Source organism: Roseovarius sp. EL26, from assembly GCF_900327775.1.
Lineage (GTDB): Bacteria > Pseudomonadota > Alphaproteobacteria > Rhodobacterales > Rhodobacteraceae > Roseovarius.
Map to the genome: position 1 here is coordinate 583655 of NZ_OUMZ01000005.1, position 19047 is coordinate 602701.

Below are 19047 nucleotides of genomic sequence, written 5' to 3' on the forward strand. Positions count from 1 at the left end.
TGTGTTGGGCTATGCAAATGTAATTTTGAACCTATAATCGACCTATAATAAAGTATGTGTCCACACCAAAGCGCGAGCAGAAATTTCTATTGAATTTTATCTGGGGAGACTAATTATCATGTCGCATATCTTTCGAAGGCTGGCGCAAGCATCCGCTGCTTTAATCTTATTTACCGGGCTTGCATCGGCACAAGAGGTCGACAAGCCAAACATACTTGTCATTTGGGGCGATGACATCGGCCAATCAAATATTTCGGCCTACACCATGGGCTTGATGGGGTATCGAACCCCGAACATCGACCGTGTTGCAAATGAAGGGATGATTTTTACCGACTATTACGCTGAACAATCGTGCACTGCTGGCCGGTCATCGTTCATCACGGGGCAATCAGTGTTCCGTACAGGGTTATCCAAGGTGGGCATGCCTGGCGCGCCAGAAGGCATGCAGTTGGAAGACCCGACCATTGCGGGCCTTCTGAAAGAGCAGGGTTATGCAACGGGCCAGTTCGGCAAAAACCATTTGGGTGACAGAGATGAGATGTTGCCAACAAATCATGGGTTTGATGAGTTTTTTGGCAACCTTTACCACCTGAATGCCGAGGAGGAGCCCGAGAACGAGGATTATCCTACCGATCCAGCGTTCCGCGAGCAATTTGGCCCTCGGGGTGTGATTAAATCGTCTGCAGATGGCTCAATCGAAGACACGGGGCCACTGACACGCAAGCGGATGGAGACTGTGGATGAGGAAACCCTTGCAGGGGCCATCGACTTTATCAAACGTAAAGAAGCAGAAGGTGTTCCATGGTTTGTCTGGTGGAATGGCACACGCATGCACTTCCGCACGCATGTGAAAGATGACATGCGGGCGCAGGCCAATGACATCATTGGTGGCGTTGCAGATGAATACACTGCCGGGATGCTTGAGCACGATATGCATGTAGGTCAGTTGTTGGATTTGCTGGATGAGTTGGGAATCGCAGACAAGACCTTTGTTCAATATTCAACGGACAATGGGCCCCACATGAACACCTGGCCTGATGCGGCTATGACGCCGTTCCGTGGTGAGAAGAACACCAACTGGGAGGGTGGCTTCCGGGTTCCTGCGATGGTTCGTTGGCCGGGAAAAATCGAACCAGGTTCGGTGTCGAACGAGATCATGCATCATATGGACTGGTTGCCAACATTCCTGGCGATGGCCGGTGTTCCGGATATCAAGGAGCAGCTTTTGTCAGGTGACGTCGAAGCGATTGGGCGCAGCTACAAAGTTCACCTAGATGGTTATAATTCTCTAGATTACCTTCTGGGCGAGGAAGATGCGTCGCCTCGGAACGAGGTTCTCTATTTCTCGGATGATGGCGATCTGACGGCACTTCGTTATGGCGATTGGAAGGCGATTTTCCTTGAGCACAGATACCCGCAAACACTGCAGGCATGGGCTGAGCCATGGACAGAGCTGCGTATTCCGTTGCTGTTTAATTTACGCCGCGACCCGTATGAACGGGCCAATATCACGTCCAACACGTATTGGGACTGGTATATCGACCGAGTCTACCTGCTGCTACCAGCAGCCGACTATGTGGGGCAGTTCCTTGCGACGTTCGAGGAATTCCCTCCACGTCAGGAGCCGGGTAGCTTCACGATCGGAGACGCCAAGGACAAAATACTGGGGCAGATCGGCTCCAAATAAGAGTCTCGTGATTTTATCGGGTTCCGGAGTGTTTCGGGGCCCGTTCGATATTTTGGAGATTGCCATGAAGAAATTATTTTCAGTTGGAATGTCTTTGGTTTTGCTTCCTGCAATTGCATCCACCGACCCATTACCATCTTGGGAAGGGGATTCTGAAACGCAAATTGTTGAATTTGTACAATCGGTTACCGACCCTAATTCAGAAGATTATGTTATCCCTTCTGATCGTATCGCAGTATTCGATAATGACGGTACTTTGTGGGGCGAGCAGCCGGCCTATTTTCAGTTGATCTATGCCGTTGATCAGGTTGCTAAGATGGCCGATGCGGATCCATCCATACTCACGTCTGACGCGCTTAAGGCTGCGGCGGCGGGCGACTACCAGAGCCTTATGGCTACTGGCAAAGAGGGTGTGATTGAGGTTCTTAAAATAACCCATTCCGGCATGACGGTAGATAGCTTTCAGGAGGCTGTCGCAGACTGGCTTGCCACTGCGACACACCCTAAAACGGGCCTGCCGTATGACCAGATGACTTATCAGCCGATGGTCGAATTGCTTCGTTACCTGCGTGATGAAGGCTTTAAGACTTATATCGTGTCAGGTGGTGGGGTCCATTTCATGCGCGTCTTCACGCAAGAAGCTTACGGCATACCAACCGAGCAGGTCATCGGAACTTACACCGAAACCGAATATCAGGTGACAGATGGTGTGCCGCAGATCGTCAAGGCGCCTGCCATTGGGTTTGTGGATGACAAAGAAGGTAAGCCTATCAATATTGAGCGCATAATTGGCAAACGCCCCATCATTGCCGGCGGTAATTCTGACGGTGATTTCGCCATGTTGGAATGGTCGACTGCGGGTGAGGGCCCACGGCTGGGCATTCTTGTTCATCACACGGATTCTGAGCGCGAATGGGCCTATGACCGCGAAGGCCATATTGGCGTTCTTAACCGAGGCTTGGACGAGGCTGCAGAGCGTGGTTGGGTCCTGGTTGATATGGCAAATGACTGGTCACGCGTTTTTACAGGGTTTCAATGATATAAACTCCGCAGTTTCGCGGTTAAGGGGATTTGTGGCGCCAAGCGGCCCATGCCTCGGGCGTGTCGAGATCGGTGGTCGCGTGCATGTCCGTCAGGGGGATCAACGTCACTTTTTCCTGTTTTAGCAAAGCGTTTGCGCCCCGGTCCCCCGTAAGGGTGTTTAAACGCTTAAACATACGCTGCGGAAAGATGACGGGATGGCCGGGCGTGCCATTGATATCGCATGCCCGGAATACGGATTGCGGCGCAGTCGTATATTCTACAATCATCTTCTGCAGGTCTATTGACGTAATCTCAGGCAGGTCTGCCAGCAAGACCATCAAGCTGTTCAATTTTTTCCGCTGTGCCCACTGTGCCCCTGCGCGAATTGAGGCTGCCAGCCCTTCGGATGCATCTTGGCAGGAGATAAGCGTTAAGGAAGGCCTGGCGAGCGAGGCAAGCAAGCTGTGCCGTAAAGATGGCGTTGCGGGGAGAGTAACACAGACCTGCATTCCAGTGTCGAGTGCAAGTTGGGTTTGGCGCTGGAGCAAGGGCTGACCTTCAACCCGCTCCAGAAGCTTGTCAGAGCCGCGCATACGCGAGGACGCCCCTGCAGCGGGGATCAGGATTGCCAAGTCGGTGTTTGATGGTATCGAGTTCATACGCCTGCGTCACAGTTTTGGATAAGCGCAGTCTGGCATGAGGCAGCATAAGGGGGAAGAGCCGCTTTGCTGTAGCTCAGTTTTCGCGCCCCTGTGCGATGAGGCGCGCTTGTAGTGTTTCGGTTTCTGGCGAACCGCTATCGAGGGCGAAGATGTAAGCATGTGTCAGGTAGAAACAGCTTGCGTCGACATCGTTCGCTTCATCCGCGGCTTGTGAGTACAAGCGCACCAAGGCGGGTTTATCACCCGCCTCATGCGCTGCGATCATTCGCGCGTCAAGCGTGTCGCTCATTCAGCGGCCTGTTGCATGGCGCGGTAAGTTTCGATCTTGCCAGCCACCCAATCGTGGAAGCAATGTGTCGGGCTATCCATCACAGGTGAGAAACGCCCGCCATCAAAACCTTCGACATGGCGGCCTTTCTGCATACCCTCGACGACAAAAATATCTTCCTCGAACACCTCTTTCCACATCTTGGTATTGGTGGCCCGCAGGGAGTGATCTGTCTTTGGCACCGCATAGTAGAGGTGAATATGCTCAACCGTTTTTTCGGTGCTGATTGGGTTCAGTACGATGGTGAAGGCGTGATCCCGCTGAACACCCAGCAAAACATTGGGATATACGGCGATATATTCGGCCTGCTCGCCCCATTTTGGGCCGACCACAGGAAAATCAGGGAAGCTCTTTCCCTCTTCGTCTTTGAGTTGGCGATAGACGGTTGTGCCCTGGCCCGAGTATTGGCCGTATTCTTCGATGTTGTAGTGATCTTCCAGGCGAGAATAGCTGTTTAACCCCGGATGCACCCAAGGCAGGTGGTAGCTTTCGCAGTAGTTTTCGATCGCCAGTTTCCAGTTGGTTTTGAGGTGCAGTTCAAAGTGGCTGTCGGTTCCGCCATGATACAGCGGCAGATCAAATTCTTTCCAACGCTCAATAAGATCTGCGTTTACTTCCTCAAAGGTCGGGGCCGTGCCTGAAAGGTTGACCCAGATTACATCGCGCCAGATATGACTGCGGACTTCGATCAGGCCCAGCTCAGATTTATTGATCGATTCGTGGGTGTTGTATCCGGCGCCGCCAACATGTGGTGTGGCAACCAAGTTGCCTTTGGTTGAATAACACCAAGAGTGATAAGGGCAGCGGATCGCGCCTTCAATTTTGCGAGCTTCCTCCACCAGAATCATACCGCGGTGTCGGCAAATGTTATGAAACACACGCACAACACCATCCTTGTCGCGAAGCAAAAGCAGAGGTTGCCCCAAAAATTCGATCGGCTTCGCGTCACCAGATTCAGGCACATCTGCCGCTACGGCTAGTCCAGCCCATTGAGTTTTCAGCAGCGCACTTTTTTCTTCCTCAAAAACAATGGGATCGACGTAGTGTGGATTGGGCAGGCCGTTGGCCTTGTCGACTGTGTTGCGCACATTTGACAGATCGGTGATGGGCTGCGGCATCGTGGCTCTCCGTTTTTGGTGGCTGCTGGCAAATCGAATATGAGCCAACGAAAATCATGGTCAAGGGACGGCTTCATCTGGGGTAGATGCGGTAGGGTCACCACCTCGCCTGCAGGCCATAATTTTATCAAATCGCGATCTTTGGTCAACTTTTCACGACATGCAGCACGCGTGAGGCGACATCTTTGCGGTGGACTAACGGAATTCCTGTTCCAGACGTAAAAGCCGAATGTGGAACGGTGCCACATCCTCTTGTGGGACCAGACCTGCCTGTCGGGCGCTTTTCATAACCGCGGCGGTGTCGTGTCCTATGTATTCGTAGACCATGCGCGTTGCGCGCCGACCGGTTACCTGTTCACGGGTGGTTCGGGTGGCATAACCTTCCCACAGATTGGATTGGAACGAAGTTTCCTGTGTCAAAAAATTGAATGAGCACGACATAGAATTGCGGTGCGAGACAATGGCCATGATGCCGTCTTCCTGACGCATGACCATGCCACGGTATTCACGGCTTTGTGGGTGTGTCGACAGGCCTTGCATCCGCAGCGCATCACGCGGTTCATAGCCACGCAGGAACGTGTATCCGGCATCACGTTTGACGTAGACAAGCCCCAAAACAAACTGATCATCATCAATGAAACTACGTCGGACAAAACGATAAAATCCGCTTGGGAAAATCTTATCATCAACATGAACAGGACCAGAACCAAAAAAACCACTTAGAACCGGATGGTTCAGTAGGTCAATATTGCGTGCCTTCAGGCTGTTGATTGGTTCCAGCAAAATCCGGGCGTCGACGCCGAAATAGTGGCAGATTTGGCTCAGAACGTCGGGGCGAGGGAAGCTTTCACCTGACAAATAACGATTGAATTGCGTTCTGTTGATCTTTAGCTCGCGGCAGATTCCGGCAACAGATGGATGTTGCGCGCAAAGCGCTCGGAGATTTTCGCCAAAAACCTTTCGCAATGCAGCAGGTTCATGCTGGGCGGCAATACTAGGGGAGGAGGCATAATTCACGAAATGGACCGCTCTGTAGGATTGTGAATGTACTACTACACTCATTTCATTGGTTTCTAGTTATCGGCTTTCCGATTTTATGTGTCCCAAGACACTGATGACGCTAATTGGCGTCGTTATTCCAAATGGGTGACACAAATTATGCATAATGGACACGCAAATAGGCATACCAGAAACGGTTTGAATGCCGATAATGACCCTATTGCGTAAAATAGGGGGACGCATGTTTGGGGTAATACTTTGGAACGATCAAATTAGTAACCGTGCTGTGATTTGGTGTGAAGATCACGGGGACTTAGCTTTTTTGAACAGTTCTGTTCTTCAAGGTCACAACGTTTGCAAGATCGAAGCTGGTGATCTGGTGCAATTTGATATTGCCGACGATGGCAACATGCGTTTGGCGACTAATGCACAATTGGTACAGCCCGACGCATATCCGCAGCTGGCCTCCAGTTTGAAGACTGTACAAGATCCGAAAAAGGCGATGGAAATTGAGACGGGGCAGACTGGTGGTGCAAAGGTCATTCCCTTTGGCACGCCGCGTAAGCTACGGGCAAGTAAAGGCCCGGCAATACCAGGTGGTCAGCAGCTTAGAAGTGTCTGAGAAAGGTTCGCTTTTCCGCGCGGAAAGTTCATGGTCATTTACCGCTAAAAAGCCCTGATCGCATATATCGCGATCAGGGCTTTTGATTTTGTAATTGATATCGTTCTAAACAAACGTCAAAGAGCAGATCAACGTCCGCGTGACAGGGCTGCGACACCGGTCCGGGCGATACGGCCTAGTCCCAGCGGGCGCATTAGTTCAGCGAAGGCATCGATCTTATCAGGTGCGCCTGTCAGCTCGAACACAAAGCTTTCATGTGTTGAATCGACGACCTGTGCCCTGAAAATCTCGGCGAGACGCAACGCTTCGACCCGTTGCTCGCCTGAGCCATGCACTCGAACCAAAGCCAGCTCGCGTTCAACTGAATCACCTTCGACCGTAAGATCATGCACCTCATGGACCGAGACAATCCGCCCAAGCTGTGCCTTGATCTGTTCGATGATCTGTGGCGTTCCTTTGGTTACGATCGTGATGCGCGACATGTGTCCAGTATGGTCAACTTCGGCCACGGTCAGGCTATCGATGTTATAGCCACGGCCTGAAAATAGACCAATCACACGTGCCAGAACGCCGGGTTCGTTGTCGACGATTACGGCCAATGTGTGCGATTCAACCACGTCGGAAAACGTAGGGCGCAGGTTATAGGCCGAATGCTTGTTCGCGCCTTTTTTGATTTTTAGAGCAGACATTTATACGCCTTTCCTTTGGATGTGTGTCAGCGAAGAAGAAACGCTTACACAAGCACCGCGCCAGTATTTCCGATTGCGTCTTCGGTTGATGCTTCACCCAGCAACATTTTGTTATGTGGCTCACCTGATGGGATCATCGGGAAGCAGTTTTCATGCTTTTCAACCAGACAGTCGAAAATCACGGGCCCGTCGTAGTTGATCATTTCCATGATTGCGTCATCCAGATCCGCCGGATCTGAGCAGATGATGCCTTTGGCGCCAAACGCTTCGGCGAGTTTCACAAAGTCGGGCAGAGATTCTGACCAGCTGTGCGAATAGCGCTGTCCATGCAGCAGCTCTTGCCACTGGCGTACCATGCCAAGGCGTTCATTGTTAAGAATGAACTGTTTCACCGGCAGATTGAACTGCATCGCTGTGCCCATTTCCTGCATGTTCATCAGCCACGAGGCCTCGCCTGCCACGTTGATAACCAATGATTCCGGGTGTGCCATCTGCGCACCGATTGAGGCCGGGAAGCCATAGCCCATAGTGCCCAAGCCACCCGAGGTCATCCAGCGGTTTGGGTCCTCGAAGTTCAGATATTGCGCCGCCCACATCTGGTGTTGGCCAACTTCGGTGCAGATATAGCGATCGTGATCTTTAGTCAGAGCTTCAAGTCGGGACAGCGCATGCTGTGGCCGGATGACTTTGCCTTCTTGAGTGAATGCCAGACAGTTGACCTTTTTCCAGTCTTCGATCATCGCCCACCATTGCTGCAGACCTTCGCGGTTGACCTTGCGGCCACGCGATTTCCAAACCTTGAGCAGGTCTTCCAACACGTGACCTACATCGCCCACAATTGGAATGTCCGCCTTGATTACCTTGTTGATCGAGGATGGATCGATATCGATGTGCGCCTTGATTGAACCCGGGCTGAACGCATCGACGCGCCCGGTGATCCGGTCATCAAAACGCGCACCGATGTTAATCATCAGATCGCAGTCATGCATGGCCATGTTGGCCTCATAAAGACCGTGCATACCCAGCATGCCCAACCAGCTTTTGCCCGAGGCTGGATAAGCGCCCAGGCCCATCAGGGTTGAGGTAATCGGAATACCTGTGGCCTCAACCAACTCACGTAAAAGCTGGCTTGCGGCTGTGCCGGAATTGATCACGCCACCACCTGTGTAAAACAGGGGGCGCTCAGCAGTTTCCAGCGCCTCAACCAGTTCGGTGATCGTTTCCAGATCGCCTTTGACAGGAGGTTGATAATGACTGGTTTTAGCCTTGCCGGGAGGGGTGTATTCGGCGCTGGCGAACTGAACATCCTTGGGGATGTCGACAACAACCGGGCCGGGGCGGCCAGAGGTGGCAACGTGGAACGCCTGATGCAGAGTGTCCGACAGATCACCGGTGTCTTTGACCAGCCAGTTGTGCTTGGTGCAAGGGCGGGTGATGCCAACTGTGTCGGCTTCCTGAAAGGCATCGTTGCCGATCATGAAGGTCGGAACCTGCCCGGTCAAAACTACTAGCGGGATGGAATCAAGCAACGCATCGGTGATGCCGGTCACGGCATTGGTCGCCCCTGGACCGGATGTCACTAGAACAACACCGGGCTTGCCTGTTGAACGGGCATACCCTTCAGCGGCATGAACCGCACCTTGTTCGTGGCGGACAAGTACGTGGCGAATATCGTTTTGCTGAAAGATTTCGTCATAAATCGGTAGCACGGCGCCACCGGGGTATCCGAACACGACATCCACACCCTGATCCCTCAAGGTTTGGACTACCATTTTCGCTCCGCTCATCTGACGTGTCATACTATCGCTCCGTTCGTGACGTCATCGTTATACGCATAAAAAAAGCCCCCGATCTTCGGGGGCGCATGGGGTACCGTTATGGTGTCCGTTACCGGCCCATGCGCCTTTTGCCTAGAATTACGACTAGCGCGTTCATTGCGCGACTCCTTCGCTGCGTGTGCGAGACACTATGTCTGTGGAAAAGGGGCGTCAACCGGTTTTGCGAGAATTATTACTGAAATTGGCGCATTTCTTTACATTTATTGCGCGTGATTTTTTTGAACCCTTGTTTTAAAACATAAAAGTTCATGCAATTTGGGGCATGAACAACTAGTTTACCTCTGCCTCATGATCAATCAGCTTGACCATATGCCAGCGGATCACATCGCTGCGCACCGGATCCAAGTCCCGCACGCGTTTTGACAGGCCCACTAGCTGACTGCGGTGAAAGGGAATAAGTGTTCCCGAGGTGTCGGCTAGATGTTCTTGCGCGCGAATGTACAGGTGTCGCCGAGCCTCAAAATTCAGCTCTTTGCGAGCGGCCAGTAACATCAGCTCAAAGTTTGGGTCACGGTAATAGCTTTCATTGCCGTTGGCGTTTGAATGATAGGCTTCATTCAGCACCTGATCTGCGGGGCGGGCGGACCAACTGGTGGCGAAACCATCCTTGTTTTTCCAGATCTCTGTCCAGTATCCATCGGCAGAGGCCTTAACGATGTTGACGTTAATACCTGCCTTGGCAACTTGCTGCTGAAAGGCAACGGCCATCGCTGACCAAGCTTGATCTATCGTCGATATATGCAGGTCAACATTGATGCCATAGGGATAGCCTGCCTCGGCCAGCAATGCCCGCGCAGCTCCGATATCCTGTGGGCAGCTCATCGTGGCGCGGTACTGGTCATCTGGGGCAACGGGGGTGTCGCAGGATATTGTGCCCCCCCCGTCCAATGCCAGTTTCAACAGCTCCTCACGATCAACTGCCAAACGGATCGCGCGGCGGACACGGGCATCGGTAAAGGGCGCGATATCAGTTCGAAAGACAAAGCCTGACCAGTTGCCGGTGGGAATGTCTTGAATGATGTAACGGTCTGATTTTGACAAAGCACGGCGAAGTAGGGGCAAAATGCCACGTTCCATATCCAGCTGTCCGGCCAAAAATGCCTGCAACCGCGCCTGGGAATCCGGCACACCTATAATTTCCATGCGTTCAATGTAGGGCGCGCCCTCCCAGTAGTCGGGATTGGCCACAAGTTGTGTGATACCGTCAGGGTCAAACTTTTCGACCATGAAAGGACCGGTGCCGATACCGGTTTGGGCGATTTTTCCGCCAGAGCCATCAGGGATAATCCGTAATCTGGGGTCCATCAGTAAAAGAGGAAGATCGGCAAAAGTTGATTTCAGGCTAAAACGAACCGTCAGATCGTCCGGTGCATCGATATTGGTCATCATTTTGAGCAATGATTGAGCGGGGCTATTGGTGGCAGGGTCAAGCGTGCGATTAAAAGTATAAACTACATCGCTAGCATCAAATGTACTGCCATCGTGGAACCGCACGCCATCACGCAGCCTTATGGTCCAAACTGTGCCGTCTTTGTTGGTGTACCATTCGGTCGCAAGGTCCGGCTGCGGCAGGCCATCAGAGTCGGGGCGGGCCAGCCGGTTCATGATCTTTTCCGTAACTTGCAACACCCGGCCTTGTGAGATTGGATCAAGGCTGGATCGATCTCCTTTGCCAACATCATGAGCCTGCCGGAAGACGCTGTCAGATTGAGCTAAGACAAGCTGTGCCACAAACGTCATGGCGATAGTCATGGTGATCAGCAGGCGCATGGTTCATCCCGGTCTGGTAGCTGGATTGATTTGTGGCCGATCTGGCCCAATAAATCAAATGTTACGCAGATTTGTGAAGGGATGTGATGAAAGATAAACGCACCGATTGTTTGGATGGGGCTTAGTCGTTCAGGACCCACTCTTCAGAATCGAGATGAAATGTCACCATGCGGCTTGCAGAAGGCTTTGGCAGGGTCCGTTTTTCGCGTTTGCGCAGTACCAAACCGTGCAGGCGTTCCAGCACTGTTGGTTTTCGTCGTATCGTGCGCATTTCTGCGCGATAGGCACCAGGAACCTGCTGAGATAATTGATCACCCTCAAACGTGAATGATCCTAGGTGAGCGTTCACAACGTGAAGTTCATTTTGTTTTGCGAGTGATTTCCATAGAAAATAATCACCGGCCAGTTTGAATGTCTTAAGGCGCTCAAGATCAATCTGAAAATCCTCACTAGAACGCCAAAGAGTGCTTTCTTGTTGAATAGCATCCAGCCGCGTGCCGTACATGCCGCAGTCAATCAGGTTGCGATGGAAAGGGTGGCGCAGGCGACCATCGTGAATATGCCCAAAGCAGTTTCGTGCAATGGCGCGACCTGTCAGCCACTTGATTTTCTCGTATTTGCCAAACACCATCGAAACGATTTCGAAGGTATAGCGATCATACCGTTCGCCAGCGGGCAAATAACTTGTTACGTCGCTTTCGGATATCTTCGCCAAGCCCTTGGCCAAAGCGTCGTACATGCCGTTGTCTGGTTCTGATATAATATCGATGCGAGGGTCATCAAACGCGCGGACATGTTCAAGCGTATCATCGGTTGATGCACCGTCGACAACGATCACATGAACACTGTCTGCGCCCTTGAGGACCGAAGCCTGCTGTAGCAGGCTTTCGATCGTAGTGACAATCTTCGAACCAGAGTTGAAAACGGGAATGACGATTGAATACTTCATATCTGACCAATAGCTCTACCAAGGGGTGCATGCCGCTTTTCACGGAAATTGCCCCCTTTGGCAAGGCTGGGCTGGATGGGATGCCGCGGAACGTTACGCTGTTCAGGGCTCAGCGCGCTGAACCATCCCAAACAGATCACGCGGGTCATCTGGATCGGCCAAAAGGTCCAGATCGATGAACAGCCCTGTGCCTTTGATATGATCGCGGACATAACGCAGAGCACTGAAATCTTCGATAGCAAATCCGACGCTGTCGAACAGTGTGATCTGCTCGGCGCTGGTGCGGCCTTGGGTTTTGCCAGAAATTACTTCCCACATCTCTGTAACGGGGTGATCATCTGCCATCTGCTGAATCTCACCCTCGATACGAGTTTGCTCAGGGAACTCCACAAAAATATCGCTGCGGTGCAAGATCGCCGGTGCCAGTTCGGTTTTGCCGGGGCAATCGCCGCCGATGGCATTGATGTGGACGCCTGATCCAATCATGTTGTCGGTCAGAATTGTGGCGCACTGCTTATCGGCGGTGCAGGTGGTGATGATCTGTGCGCCTTCCATCGAGGCTTCGGCCGATGTGCATTTCACAACGTTCAACCCCATACCGGCCAGATTGCGGGCGGCTTTGTCTGTTGCGGCTGGGTCTATGTCATACAGGCGGACGCTATCGATGCCACAGATCGCCTTCATCGCGAGGCTTTGGAATTCCGATTGTGCGCCATTGCCGATCATCGCCATGGTGGTCGAACCTTTCGGTGCCAAGTATTTGGCCACCATGGCCGAGGTGGCCGCTGTGCGCAGTGCGGTCAGAACGGTCATTTCGGTTAGCAACACAGGATAGCCGGTATTTACATCTGCCAACAGGCCGAATGCGGTGACGGTTTGTAGCCCGTCTTTGGTATTCTTGGGGTGGCCGTTGACGTATTTAAAGCCATAAACCTCGCCATCCGAAGTTGGCATTAGCTCAATCACGCCTTCCTTTGAATGGCTGGCGATACGTGGGGTTTTGTCGAATAGCTCCCACCGACGAAAGTCGGCTTCGATATATTCGGCAATCCCTGTCAGCATCGGCTCAATACCGATGTGGTGGACCAGCTTCATCATGTCGTCGACGGATACAAAGGGAACGAGGGCTTTGTCTGAAGGTTGCAACATTGTAATCGCTCTTTCTTAATGGGTGCGCTTGGAAAGGTGGATGCCGGCGAGCATACAGCGCACCGAGCCGCCTGCACTTTCCAGTGTAGGGATAGATAAGTGGAGTAGCCGGACCGACCTTTCCAGCTGGTTGATCTGATTGGTGGTCAGGGCGTCAAACGCACATTGTGATAGTGCCAGAACCCGGCCTTCGGGCGAGGACAGCTCAATAGCGTTACCGGCAAAAGCATGGATTTGTGCAGGCGTTAGGTCAATGATTTCGCGATCTGGTTCGCGCAGGCGCCTTGCGATTTCTGCGCGACGATTTGTATCTGGGATCATTTCAAGGCTGATCATCACGATCTTTGTGCCAATCGCCATCAAAACGTTGGTGTGATAGACTGGTACGCCATTCTGATCGACTGCATCGAACACGACCGGCTCGTAGCCAAATTGGGTGCAAAACCGTTCCAGCAAAATCGGATCAGCCCGATGAGAGCGCGCGACATAAGCCACGCGCGTCAGATGATCGATCACCATGGCACCGGTGCCTTCGAGATAAAGGCCATCGGGTTCCAGCCCGGAATAGTCGATGACTTCCTGTACACGGTAATCGCGTTTAAGCAGCTCGATCACATCGGCGCGACGCTCGCGGCGGCGGTTCTGGGCATACATCGGGTAAATTGCGATTGATCCGCCAGCGTGAGTGGAGAACCAGTTGTTCGGAAAAACAGAATCCGGCGTATCAGCGCCGTGATCTTGAAAAACATGGACCTCGATGCCAGCCTCTCGCAGTGTTTCAACTGCTTGATCAAACTCGCTTTGTGCCCGTGCGGCGATGGTGACGGCATCAGTGTCCAATTCGGTTTGAAAGACGTTGTCGCCAGCGGTTTGAGGGTTTGGGTGGAATTGATCTGGACGAATCATAACCACGCTGGAAGGGGCTTGAATGCTCATGTGAAGGCTCTTGTCGGGCGGTCAAAGACGCGGCGGCCAAAGGCCGAGGCTGTCAGATCGACCATCACCTGTGCGGTTTTTCCACGCTCATCAAGGAAAGGGTTGAGTTCGACCAGATCAAGAGAAGTCATCAAGCCGCTGTCGCTGATCATTTCCATAACCAGATGCGCTTCTCGTACAGTTGCACCGCCAGGTACGGTTGTGCCGACTGCAGGGGCGAAAGATGGGTCAAGAAAATCGACGTCCAAAGACACATGTAACGCGCCATTTTGTTGGGCAACGTGCTCCAGAAACGTTGTCAGAGGCCGAGCAATGCCATGTTCATCAATCTGGCGCATGTCGTGATAGCGAATGTCTGTGCTTTGCAGGGCTTCGCGTTCGGCCTGATCAACAGAACGTAAACCGATGATGCAGATGTTTTCTTGTGGAATCGGGTTCGTCACTTCTGGGAAGCCAAAAAATCCTTCTCGACCAGTTACATAGCCCAGTGGCGTGCCGTGCAGGTTGCCCGAGGCGGTTGATTGAGGGGTGTGGAAGTCACTATGTGCATCCAGCCAAAGTACAAACTGCGGGCGTTCAGATTTAGCTGCGTGATTAGCCACTCCGGCTACGGAGCCAAGTGAAAGGCTGTGATCGCCGCCCAGAAAGATTGGCAGACCCTGGTCCATCGCGGCCTCGGCACTGTTAATCAATGCGTTGGTCCAGCCGATGGTCTCTTCTCCGGCGTGAATATGATCTGGCAGATTTTTTGCGTTTGAATTTTCAGTGGCGGCAAGGTTGCCCCAATCCTCGACACGGTAGCCGAGCTCGGACAATGTTTCGGACAGGCCTGCAACACGGTAGGCATCTGGTCCCATGATACAGCCACGGCGGCGTTTGCCGCTGTCGACGGGTGCGCCAATCAGAATGCAGGAATGGGGGGGCATGGTACAATCCTTTTCGAGTGATAATATATAAATACCGCTAAAGCGGTTGCGTTAAAGGCATCATTTTGCACATAATGGAACTGAATTTACCAAAATGAACTTTATAGTGAGCAAAATGGACGATACTGACCAGCAGCTTATCTCAGCACTTCGGCACAATGCGCGGGCTTCTTTGTCTGATCTGGCCATAACGCTGGGAGTGTCGCGGACCACTGTGCGCGGGCGGATTGAGCGACTTAAACAAAATGGTGAGATCGTAGGGTTTACCGTTGTTTTGAAGGGCGAAACCGCGTTGGATCCGGTGCGCGGTTTGATGTCGTTGGGAATTGAAGGGCGCGGAATGGAGAGAATATTGAGGCAACTCAATGGCCTGCGAGAGGTGCGGGCGATTCATACCACCAACGGGCGCTGGGATCTGATCGTCGAGATTGGAACGGCAACACTGGAGCATCTGGATAAGATTCTCGCGCAGATCCGCAAGTTTGACGGGATCGCCAGCTCGGAAACCAGCCTGCTGCTGAGCACACGCAAATCTTCGACTGGTTAGACGCAAATTTGCGTACAACCTGTACCACTTGTACGCGGGTTTGGTACGCAACTCGCAGATCTGGGTCAGGTGCCGAACTCATCGCAGTAGCATTGCCTTAAGAAGGGGCTGCGGCGGGCGAAGATGGAGTTGGCAATTCCGACCCCGGTTAGCTCCCACACTCCATAAGTCGGCTCAGTTTGGTGATTGCGCAAATGAACCATGCCTAGATCGCGGCAGATCTGTTCACCTCCGGCAGAACAGGAGATCGTTCCAATACCATGCAGTAAGACGCCACGGCGGGCTTCGGTCTCCAGAAAATCGATGAAAGATGACAGCAATAGGGTCGTGGCGGCTTGATGGCCTGGACCAACGGCGAGAATGGGGCAGTAGCCAAAGTAAGTGCCGGGCAGAATAGGACGGTGAATGCGGTCAAGCGAAAGCTCGGTTTCAACCAGTTCGCCTGAGCGGAAGCGGGCTTCGTCTTCGGGGATGAGAAAAGGCAGGGCCCATTTAGCCACCATCTGGCCATTACACATGACGGCACACCAGTGATCACGGTGAACCTCGTAGATCGGCCCGAAGATACTTTCGTTGGCCGCAAACTGGGGTGGAACATGCCCCAAAACGTCATCCGCAAATTCGATTGAGGCACGTGCTGCCGTTTTCCACGAGCCATCAAACGCCGTATTCACCGAATGATCATCAAGTAAGTGGTAGGTGTTGTTGTCTGATGGAGAAGAGTGACGCGCCTCCCAATCTGTACGGCAGGCCAGAATGTCGGGAGATGCCCAACCAAGCCGTTCGTTTAGTCTGTGTTCAAGATCACCGCGAATGAAAGAGAGCGAGCGCTCGTATTTGCTGATCGCTTCGATGCTCACCCCTAAAATCTCGGCCAGACCTTCTTGTGTGACACGCCCGTGGGTGCCATTGCGTGCGCGCCAATCTTTTAGTTTGCGGGCAAAGAGAGATGCGTCATGGGCCATGCCATAAGCATGACATCCGCCCTATCACTTCGCCAAGTGAATTCGGGGTGATTTACGGGTTGTTACGGGTTCTACCGGATCGAGGCCGTGGTTTGATGTCCGACACAGGGGCAGGGTGATTGCAGGTTTTCAATCGCAGGAGGCACGCCATGACTCGCCGCATTTCATCGCTGACACAGGTTAGTGTTCTGACCAGTGTTCCGTTTTCTTCAAACCTAAAAGGCGCGCGTTGCCGGCACAATCAACCCGTGGACCCGGATGATTGGTATACAAAGGATCGTCGCCAAAGGGCCAAGCTGTGCCAAAAGATTTGATGAGGCAATCTGATTCGCAGTGACGGATGACTGTTGGATAGTGCTGATCTTAGGCTTCTTGCATAAATGATCTGAAACGGAACCGTCGTGCGTACCTGATCGTGTTGACCATAATCTTAGGTGGTTCATCCAACGGCGGCTAAGCGGGACGAAACCGCCGTTCGCTTTTGCAGATTGAATGTCTGTTTCTGCGTTTTGCGGCCCCGAAGCAGGACCGCAAAACTCTTGTTCAATGTGTTTCAAGCGAGACATAGACATCCATCTCGGCTTCATGGTCGAAGTCACTGAGGTCCATGACTGAAAAGAACATCGCGCAAACGGGCGATTCCATTTCTTTCTTGATAACGTCTTGGTAGTCGTCGCGGCTTCGGAACTGGACGATATCGAGGTAGGTTCCGTCAGACTTGCGAACAAGCTCACGACGCAACACGCCTGCTTCATGCGCGACAAAGTCCTTTTGGAACGCCTTCGAGGCTGCAAGCAGATCGGCCTCAGTTTTACCCTCAGCAAGTTTGATGGGTGCAAGAACAGTAACTGGTGACATCTTTTCTCCTTCAATGGTCGTTGTGTCACGAAGATATTTATTGCTTAATATGACATTTTATGTCGTATTTATGGAATGGCGCGCGCAAATTCATATGATCGGCTCAGACGGCTTGAACTTTTGGCAGCACACCTCAAGCAAGAAGGGTTCAGCACCATCAAGGAGCTGGCTGAATCCCATGATGTAAGCGAGCGCACAATCTCACGCGATTTGCAGCTGATGCGAGACCAGGGCCTCCCAATTGACTCGGATCGCGGACGCGGTGGCGGCGTTCGGCTGGATCGTCACTGGGGCATCGGGCGCCTCAACTTGAGCTACCCTGAAGCGGTCGACCTTCTAATCAGCATTTCCGTTGCCGAGCAGATGAAGTCACCGATTTTCCTTGCGAACCTAGCATCCATCAGACGGCAACTCATCGCCTCATTCTCGGCGGAGAAAAGGGAGAGAGTTGATCGGCTAAAGTCTCGAATACTGATCGGCGAGACGGCTTCGACCTTCGTTCAAGGGTCAGTTGTTTTGGCCGATGGTAAGGCGGTCCAGAAACTGCACCAGGGTTTTCTCGATCAGACAAACGTGAGTATCCGCTATAAGGACGACGATAAGATCACCACCCGCGAGATAGAAGCGCATTACCTTCTACTGAACTATCCGATCTGGTATGTGCTTGCCGTCGATCACCTCCGCGACGCTATGCGAACATTCCGTTGCGATCGGGTCCTAAGCGCTGAGCTCACCGACACGAAGTTTCAGGTTTTGTCGAAGACAAGCTTCGCCCAGTCCTTGGAGGGGAACAAACTGCTGAAATAGAAACGCGGTCATTCAGCACCTGCGCAGCATCCGCCACAATGAGCTCAGAGCGGACCTTTTTACAAGTGCCGCTTGGTCCTTTGGGTCACAACGTGAGGTGTCTGTTTGTCAAGCCACCGAAAGACAGGCGCATTTGGCCTTGTGGTTGATGGCTTGCGATGTGCTGCCTTGCAGGAGTGCGCCGACGTTTCCCAGACCACGGCGACCGGTGACAATCAGGTCTGCGCCGCAGTTTTCGGCATAATTTGTAATGTGGTCGGCGGGGTCACCATTTTTCAGATGTGCCTGCGTAACGTCGATATTGCAGGTTTTTGCGACGGCTTTGCCAGTTTCAAGAATTTTGTTTCCTGCATCCTCGACCTCTTTTGGCGATGGCATGGTCGTGGCAACGTGGTAGCCCGGCACAGCACCCATCGCAAATGCGACTGTTTGGGGTTGGGGGGTATGGATCAGGTGGATCTCAGACGCGTATTTCTGTGCCATGTCACAGGCGACACGCAGCGCATGTTCCGCAGAGTCCGATCCGTCGATTCCAACGACAATATTCTTGAACATATCCTTTCCTCCTTTGATGAAAGCATCCAAAGCATCCAAAGCATCCAAAGCATCCAAAGCATCCAAAGCATACGCTAGACGTATTCTGCCGACATTGACCTGCATCAATAGAGGGAGCTGTCGTTGATTGTGGTTGGTCGGAGTGTCAGGTCACCGAAAGACAGGCGCATTTGGCCTTGTGATTGACGGCTTGTGAGGTGCTGCCTTGGATGAGGGCGCCAAGACTGCCCAAACCACGCCGGCCGGTAACGATCAGGTCGGCCTCGCAGGCCTCGGCATATTCGGTGATCTGGTTGGCTGGGTCACCAGATTTTAAATGTGCTTGCGCAATGTCGACACCGCCGGTCTTTGCAATGGCCTTTCCTGCATCCAAAATCTTGTTACCTGCGGTTTTGACCTCGTCCGAGGTGGGCATGGATGTTGCTGTGTGATAGCCAGTCAGCGCGCCCATCGCAAATGCAACTGTTTGTGGTTGTGGGACATGGATCAGGTGGATTTCGGCCGCAAATTTTTGCGCTAGTTCACAGGCGACGCGCAGCGCATTGTCTGAGATTTCTGATCCGTCAATTCCGACGACAATGGTCTTGAACATAATATCACCCGGTCATTGTAAGTAATG

Annotated in this window: 21 protein-coding genes; 6 read left to right on the forward strand and 15 right to left on the reverse strand. The window is 52.6% G+C overall.

The window, feature by feature from the left end; genetic code table 11:
• Window positions 1-118 precede the first annotated feature (118 nt).
• Together D9A02_RS04700 and D9A02_RS04705 are read left to right on the forward strand one after the other, a co-directional pair.
• Window positions 119-1687, forward strand: a complete 1569-nt coding sequence (locus D9A02_RS04700; RefSeq protein WP_120499805.1) for an arylsulfatase — start codon at window positions 119-121, stop codon at window positions 1685-1687.
• A gap of 64 nt (window positions 1688-1751) precedes the next feature.
• Window positions 1752-2726, forward strand: a complete 975-nt coding sequence (locus tag D9A02_RS04705) for an HAD family phosphatase (RefSeq protein ID WP_120499806.1) — start codon at window positions 1752-1754, stop codon at window positions 2724-2726.
• A gap of 22 nt (window positions 2727-2748) precedes the next feature.
• On the opposite strand, the gene D9A02_RS04710 is transcribed toward D9A02_RS04705, so the two are convergent.
• The 4 genes from D9A02_RS04710 to D9A02_RS04725 form a co-directional block, all read right to left on the reverse strand.
• Window positions 2749-3369 carry an NTP transferase domain-containing protein gene (locus tag D9A02_RS04710; protein ID WP_120499807.1) on the reverse strand — a complete coding sequence of 207 codons (621 nt, stop codon included), beginning with the start codon at window positions 3367-3369 and terminating at the stop codon, window positions 2749-2751.
• 76 nt (window positions 3370-3445) lie between these two features.
• The gene (locus D9A02_RS04715) at window positions 3446-3661 is read right to left on the reverse strand and encodes a hypothetical protein (RefSeq protein ID WP_120499808.1); all 216 of its coding nucleotides are present in this window, start codon (window positions 3659-3661) and stop codon (window positions 3446-3448) included.
• Complete coding sequence (locus D9A02_RS04720) at window positions 3658-4818, reverse strand: aromatic ring-hydroxylating dioxygenase subunit alpha (RefSeq protein ID WP_120499809.1); 1161 nt, start codon at window positions 4816-4818, stop codon at window positions 3658-3660. Before D9A02_RS04720 ends, D9A02_RS04715 begins: the two co-directional genes overlap by 4 nt.
• 195 nt (window positions 4819-5013) lie before the next feature.
• Window positions 5014-5835: a helix-turn-helix transcriptional regulator gene (locus D9A02_RS04725; RefSeq protein ID WP_254054545.1), complete on the reverse strand. Its 822-nt coding sequence runs from the start codon at window positions 5833-5835 to the stop codon at window positions 5014-5016.
• 223 nt (window positions 5836-6058) lie between these two features.
• Here D9A02_RS04725 and D9A02_RS04730 point away from each other — a divergent pair, with 223 nt between their 5' ends.
• Window positions 6059-6439: a hypothetical protein gene (locus D9A02_RS04730; protein WP_120499810.1), complete on the forward strand. Its 381-nt coding sequence runs from the start codon at window positions 6059-6061 to the stop codon at window positions 6437-6439.
• Window positions 6440-6567: 128 nt separating this feature from the next.
• Here the strand turns inward: D9A02_RS04730 and ilvN are convergent, their stop codons facing one another.
• The 7 genes from ilvN to rocF form a co-directional block, all read right to left on the reverse strand.
• Window positions 6568-7128: an acetolactate synthase small subunit gene (ilvN, locus tag D9A02_RS04735; RefSeq protein WP_120499811.1), complete on the reverse strand. Its 561-nt coding sequence runs from the start codon at window positions 7126-7128 to the stop codon at window positions 6568-6570.
• Window positions 7129-7172: 44 nt separating this feature from the next.
• Complete coding sequence (locus tag D9A02_RS04740; RefSeq protein ID WP_120499812.1) at window positions 7173-8927, reverse strand: acetolactate synthase 3 large subunit; 1755 nt, start codon at window positions 8925-8927, stop codon at window positions 7173-7175.
• A gap of 309 nt (window positions 8928-9236) precedes the next feature.
• Window positions 9237-10736, reverse strand: a complete 1500-nt coding sequence (locus tag D9A02_RS04745) for an ABC transporter substrate-binding protein (protein WP_120499813.1) — start codon at window positions 10734-10736, stop codon at window positions 9237-9239.
• Between the two features lie 121 nt (window positions 10737-10857).
• A complete protein-coding gene (locus D9A02_RS04750; protein WP_120499814.1) occupies window positions 10858-11685 on the reverse strand; it encodes a glycosyltransferase in 828 nt (275 codons plus the stop codon).
• A 102-nt stretch (window positions 11686-11787) separates the two neighbouring features.
• Entirely contained in the window at window positions 11788-12834 is a 1047-nt protein-coding gene (locus D9A02_RS04755) for an ornithine cyclodeaminase (protein WP_120499815.1), read from the reverse strand.
• Between the two features lie 15 nt (window positions 12835-12849).
• Window positions 12850-13770 carry a citrulline utilization hydrolase CtlX gene (gene ctlX, locus D9A02_RS04760; protein ID WP_120499816.1) on the reverse strand — a complete coding sequence of 307 codons (921 nt, stop codon included), beginning with the start codon at window positions 13768-13770 and terminating at the stop codon, window positions 12850-12852.
• Complete coding sequence (rocF, locus tag D9A02_RS04765; RefSeq protein ID WP_120499817.1) at window positions 13767-14696, reverse strand: arginase; 930 nt, start codon at window positions 14694-14696, stop codon at window positions 13767-13769. Before rocF ends, ctlX begins: the two co-directional genes overlap by 4 nt.
• Before the next feature lie 115 nt (window positions 14697-14811).
• Here rocF and D9A02_RS04770 point away from each other — a divergent pair, with 115 nt between their 5' ends.
• Entirely contained in the window at window positions 14812-15243 is a 432-nt protein-coding gene (locus tag D9A02_RS04770; protein ID WP_120499818.1) for an Lrp/AsnC family transcriptional regulator, read from the forward strand.
• A gap of 65 nt (window positions 15244-15308) precedes the next feature.
• Here D9A02_RS04770 and D9A02_RS04775 read toward each other — a convergent pair whose 3' ends face one another.
• A complete protein-coding gene (locus D9A02_RS04775; RefSeq protein ID WP_120499819.1) occupies window positions 15309-16208 on the reverse strand; it encodes a helix-turn-helix domain-containing protein in 900 nt (299 codons plus the stop codon).
• Window positions 16209-16357: 149 nt separating this feature from the next.
• Here D9A02_RS04775 and D9A02_RS19140 point away from each other — a divergent pair, with 149 nt between their 5' ends.
• Window positions 16358-16522, forward strand: a complete 165-nt coding sequence (locus D9A02_RS19140; protein WP_162932964.1) for a hypothetical protein — start codon at window positions 16358-16360, stop codon at window positions 16520-16522.
• 229 nt (window positions 16523-16751) lie between these two features.
• Here D9A02_RS19140 and D9A02_RS04785 read toward each other — a convergent pair whose 3' ends face one another.
• Entirely contained in the window at window positions 16752-17066 is a 315-nt protein-coding gene (locus D9A02_RS04785) for a hypothetical protein (RefSeq protein WP_120499821.1), read from the reverse strand.
• Between the two features lie 75 nt (window positions 17067-17141).
• Between D9A02_RS04785 and D9A02_RS04790 the strand changes: the two genes are divergently transcribed.
• Window positions 17142-17873 carry a YafY family protein gene (locus D9A02_RS04790; RefSeq protein WP_120499822.1) on the forward strand — a complete coding sequence of 244 codons (732 nt, stop codon included), beginning with the start codon at window positions 17142-17144 and terminating at the stop codon, window positions 17871-17873.
• A 108-nt stretch (window positions 17874-17981) separates the two neighbouring features.
• Here D9A02_RS04790 and D9A02_RS04795 read toward each other — a convergent pair whose 3' ends face one another.
• Both D9A02_RS04795 and D9A02_RS04800 read right to left on the reverse strand, forming a co-directional pair.
• Window positions 17982-18428, reverse strand: a complete 447-nt coding sequence (locus D9A02_RS04795) for a universal stress protein (RefSeq protein ID WP_120499903.1) — start codon at window positions 18426-18428, stop codon at window positions 17982-17984.
• A gap of 145 nt (window positions 18429-18573) precedes the next feature.
• Window positions 18574-19020: a universal stress protein gene (locus D9A02_RS04800; RefSeq protein ID WP_120499823.1), complete on the reverse strand. Its 447-nt coding sequence runs from the start codon at window positions 19018-19020 to the stop codon at window positions 18574-18576.
• Window positions 19021-19047: the final 27 nt, after the last annotated feature.